A 2,775-nucleotide genomic window follows, 5' to 3' on the forward strand; every position below is an offset into this window, starting at 1 on the left:
ACGTCGATCCGCAAGCAGTTCGAACTCGACGACGCCGACCGCGTGGCGCGCAAGCTCGGCGACTCGGCCATCGTGGTGCCGGTGATCCAGGCGCCGGCGGTGCTGAAGTCCGGCAACGTGACGATGCGCTCGACCATCGCCGCCGGCACGGACCGCGGCGAGGAGGTGTTCACCGCGGACCTCGCGGGCGGACGCGCGTACAACCGCGGCGAGTACGTGGGCGGGATGCGCGTGGTGGGCCTCGGCTCGACCGTGAAGGACAAGCTGTTCCCGAACACCGACCCCATCGGCAAGCAGGTGAGCATCAACGGGCAGCGGTTCACGGTCATCGGGCACTACGCGAAGCAGGGCGGCGGGATGTCCGGCGACCAGGACAACCAAGTCTACATGCCGGCGACGACCGCCCAGCGGATCCTGAACACGCGGTCGATCTCGATGATCATCATCAAGGCCGAGGACCCCGAGGCGGTCGACCTGATCCGGGCGCAGGTGAAGGCTTCGCTGCGGCCGCGGTTCGGCAGCGACCTGTCGGTCTTCTCGCAGGAGCAGACGCTCGGCATCCTGTCACAGATCCTCGGCACGCTCACCGTGATGCTCGCGGGCATCGCCGGCATCTCGCTGCTCGTGGGCGGCATCGGCATCATGAACATCATGCTGGTGAGCGTCTCCGAACGCACCCGCGAGATCGGTATCCGCAAGGCCGTGGGCGCACGCACGTACGACATCATGAGCCAGTTAGTGATCGAGGCGGTCGTGCTCTCTATCATCGGCGGCGGGCTCGGCATCGCCATCGGCTGGGGCGGCGCGCTCGCCCTGTCGAGCGTCGTGCCGACGGAGGTCACCGCGTGGGCGGTCGCGCTGGCGTTCACGTTCAGCGCGGCGGTCGGCGTGTTCTTCGGGGTCTACCCGGCGTGGAAGGCCTCGCGTCTCGACCCGATCGAGGCGTTGCGGTACGAGTAGGCCGCGTGCCGCGCCGCTAGTGGATGAAGTCGCTCGGGTCGACGTGGTCGAGGAAGTCGCGGAACCGCTCGAGCTGCTCTTCCTCGTCCTCATCGGCGGGCTCGGGCACGATGGCGGCCTCGTCCATCACGGCCTCGCACACGTAGATCGGGCAGCCTTCGCGCACGGCGAGCGCCATGGAGTCGGACGGGCGCGCGTCGATGCCGATGCGGCCCTCGGGGCCGAAGAGCACGATCTCGGCGTAGAAGGTGCCGCCGTCGAGCCGCGTGACCTGCACCTGCTCGAGGGTGTAGCCGAGGGTGCGCAGGGTGCCGACGAACAGGTCGTGCGTGAGCGGGCGCGGTGAGGGGACCTCCTGGAGGCCGAGCAGGATCGACATCGCCTCGGGGTGCCCGATCCAGATGGGCAGCACCCGGTCGCCGACGAAGTCGCCATCCTCGTCGACGGGTCGGAGCAGCACGACGGGCGCGCTGTTGCTCGAGTCCATGGTGATGGTGGCGATCCGGACGCGGACCATCTCGGGCGCTGCACCTCCTTCGCATCCCGTCGCAGCGGGCCATCGCCGCTATCATACGGGATACCCGGGAGCGTGCCGCCGCTGCGCGAGGGGGACCGCATCGTGATGACGTTCGAGGTGCGCACCACCGCACGCGAGCAATTCGTGGACATCAGCGAGGCGGTCGCCGGCGCCGTCGCGGGGGCAGGCGTGGCCGAGGGGATCGCGCTGGTGTTCGTGCCGCACACGACCGCCGGCGTCACCGTGAACGAGAACGCGGACCCTGACGTGCCGGCGGACCTCGTCGACGGCCTGCGCCGGATCGCACCGCGGCACGCCGGCTGGCGGCACGCCGAGGGCAACTCCGACGGCCACGTGAAGTCGACGCTCGCCGGCTGCTCGGCGACGCTGCCGGTCAGCGGCGGCAGGGCCGTCCTCGGCACGTGGCAGGGGGTGTTCCTGTGCGAGTTCGACGGCCCGCGCACGCGCATGGTGCACGTGCAGGTGGTCGGGGGGTAGCCGCCGTACGGGCGCGTGGCGCGTGCTTGACGCTCGCGCGAGCGCCGCGCTAAGGTGGCGACTCGCCCGGCCTAAGGCCGGACAGATGGGCTCGTAGCTCAGTTGGTTAGAGCGCACGGCTGATAACCGTGAGGTCCCGCGTTCGAATCGCGGCGGGCCCACCATCGAGACTCCCAAGGACGCCCCGCCGGGACACCCGCGCGGGGTGTCTGCGTTCCTGCGCGCGCGGGGTAGACTGAGTGTGCGAGAGGACCGCGCGGCGAGGACGAGGAGGCGCATCATGCGCACGAAGGTCACGGTCACGATCACGGCAGCAGCGTTCCTGCTCGCCTCGGGCCTGGCGGCCGGGGGGTGCTCTCCGAAGGCGGCGACGCCGTCGGGCGGCACGAGCGAGGGCGCGGGCGCCGCCGGGACGGTGCCGACGGGGATGGACGTCGCCTCGGTCATCAAGGACCGATGCACGAAGTGCCACGGCCTCGACCGCATCAAGTCGGCCTCGAAGGACCTCGCCGAATGGCAGGCGACGATCGCTCAGATGCGGTCGAACGGTGCAGAGCTGACCGACGCCGAGGGCGCGGCGATGGCGCTCTTCCTCGCGGATGGCGGAGCCGCGGGGCTGTAGCGCGGGATTCTTCGTATGGCACCGCGCGCGATCCGCGCGCTATGATGCCGCGGGGTGGGCGAGTCGACGAGGGGGAGTCCGCAGTGACCGTTGCGACCGCAGTCACCGATGCGCTGGAGCCGTACGTCGGGCATACCGTCGCCGACACGTGCGTGCGGGCGACCGCGCTGTCCATCGG

The 2,775-nt window shown here is 70.5% G+C and carries 4 protein-coding genes and 1 tRNA gene; 4 read left to right on the top strand and 1 reads right to left on the bottom strand.

Annotated elements, in window-relative coordinates:
- On the top strand, nucleotides 1-960 hold a 960-nt coding region (locus FDZ70_08910; GenBank protein TLM71229.1), incomplete at its 5' end, for an FtsX-like permease family protein.
- A gap of 16 nt (nucleotides 961-976) precedes the next feature.
- Here the strand turns inward: FDZ70_08910 and FDZ70_08915 are convergent.
- On the bottom strand, nucleotides 977-1,477 hold the full coding sequence (locus tag FDZ70_08915; protein ID TLM71230.1) for a bifunctional nuclease family protein: 501 nt from the start codon (nucleotides 1,475-1,477) through the stop codon (nucleotides 977-979).
- 102 nt (nucleotides 1,478-1,579) lie between these two features.
- Between FDZ70_08915 and FDZ70_08920 the strand changes: the two genes are divergently transcribed.
- The 3 genes from FDZ70_08920 to FDZ70_08930 all read left to right on the top strand — a co-directional run bounded on the left by FDZ70_08920 (nucleotide 1,580) and on the right by FDZ70_08930 (nucleotide 2,597).
- A complete protein-coding gene (locus tag FDZ70_08920; GenBank protein ID TLM71232.1) occupies nucleotides 1,580-1,975 on the top strand; it encodes a YjbQ family protein in 396 nt (131 codons plus the stop codon).
- An 87-nt stretch (nucleotides 1,976-2,062) separates the two neighbouring features.
- Nucleotides 2,063-2,139: transfer RNA gene (locus FDZ70_08925), tRNA-Ile, on the top strand.
- 116 nt (nucleotides 2,140-2,255) lie between these two features.
- Entirely contained in the window at nucleotides 2,256-2,597 is a 342-nt protein-coding gene (locus FDZ70_08930; protein TLM71231.1) for a hypothetical protein, read from the top strand.
- Nucleotides 2,598-2,775: the final 178 nt, after the last annotated feature.

Source organism: Actinomycetota bacterium (assembly GCA_005774595.1).
In the GTDB taxonomy this organism is placed as follows: Bacteria; Actinomycetota; Coriobacteriia; order Anaerosomatales; family D1FN1-002; genus D1FN1-002.

Bases quoted from the DNA above. Each gene is read 5' to 3' on its own strand.
- FDZ70_08915 (TLM71230.1), bottom strand. From the start codon at position 1,477: ATGGTCCGCGTCCGGATCGCCACCATCACCATGGACTCGAGCAACAGC.
- FDZ70_08930 (TLM71231.1), top strand. From the start codon at position 2,256: ATGCGCACGAAGGTCACGGTCACGATCACGGCAGCAGCGTTCCTGCTC.